Genomic DNA, 1,285 nt, shown 5'->3' with positions numbered 1-1,285 from the left:
AATGGGCAAGACATGGTGTATCGCCTCCTCTTGCAAGTGAGTAATGCGCTTAGGGATTGTTCCCGCTGACTCCAACCAGAACCCCAAAATTACGTGAATGATAGAGTGAGCACACGTTGTGAAGCTCAGTTGGTTGGGGTAGATGCCAGGCACTGCTCTAGCCATGTTAACCATCTGATATCTAATAATGTTATAGCTAAGCAATAAGCCCCATAGTTCTTGTTTTACCATCTCTGGCTTCTTACTTCTCAGTGTGAACTCGTTGTTCAGAAGTGAAGACTTCATTTCCCGATATCCAACTTCGATTTCCCATCTATGACTGTAAAGCTCTGCTATTTCCGCTGGCGGATAACGACGATGATCAGTCATCGAGGTCAAGATATTCACTTCTTTCCCTTTGATAGTTTTCTTTATCAGGCGAACTTCGATGGTTTCAGGTAGTGACGGGGACTTCTTTCTCGCTTGAGGCGCTGTCTTGAGTTCGACAATCCGATCATTGCGACCCAGCTTTCTGACTTCAGTAAATTGGGTATTCTTGCGCATTGGCATTAGCCAATGCCTTTCAGTTCCTGTATTTGCCCAGCGATGAAGAAGACTAAGAGAGTAAAAGCCTCTGTCGAACATTGTGAGGCTGTAGTCTGGTGTTGTTTCAATCAACTGTTCCGCCAATATCATCTCACTGGTTTTGTAACTAGCGAAAGCACTGGCGACCAGCATGTGACTGGTCAACTCCATCTGGCAAACCATACGCACCTGAGGAAAGCTACCTTCACCATTCTGATTTGACGCAGATTGAAACGCATCGCGGTTTTCCTTGGTGTCTGGCGTTCGCCATACCACGCCATCGACAGCGAGGAGTTTTAATCCACACCAAGTCGGATGGTCAGCTGTTTCATTCCATAAGCTCTGGCTTTGATGGAATACTTCTTTCATGGCATCAGCCCCGAGCCGTTGTCTCGCTTGAACGATAGCACTAGGGGCAACCAGACTTCGTTTCCCGGGCAACATTAATTGCGCTTTGGAGACAATTGACCACAAAGGCTCTTGTCGGTAAAGCGACATAGCAACGACCGCCCAAACGGCCATGTCGAGAGGGATACGACGTTTACGAATAGTCGCCACACCAGAAGCTTCTAAGCATTGGTTGATGAAATCAGGGCAAAGAATGTCACTGAGTTTTCCAAGTTGTTCAGTATTGGGGGCATAACGATTGGCGAGTGTTAGGGCTGTAGTTAATTGCAAAATAAAAGGCTCAAAGTTATAGAAACTTAGAGCCTTTATAAGC

General features: G+C 46.2%; 1 protein-coding gene. It reads right to left on the bottom strand.

Annotated elements, in window-relative coordinates; genetic code table 11:
- Nucleotides 1-1,242 (bottom strand): IS4-like element ISVvu2 family transposase (locus ACQEXR_RS20175; RefSeq protein WP_427021039.1); only part of this gene is annotated, 1,242 nt, incomplete at its 3' end.
- Nucleotides 1,243-1,285: the final 43 nt, after the last annotated feature.

Origin of the sequence: Vibrio sp. TRT 2004 (assembly GCF_050113735.1) — a bacterium.
GTDB lineage: Bacteria > Pseudomonadota > Gammaproteobacteria > Enterobacterales > Vibrionaceae > Vibrio.
This window is presented reverse-complemented; position numbering and strand designations above follow the sequence as displayed.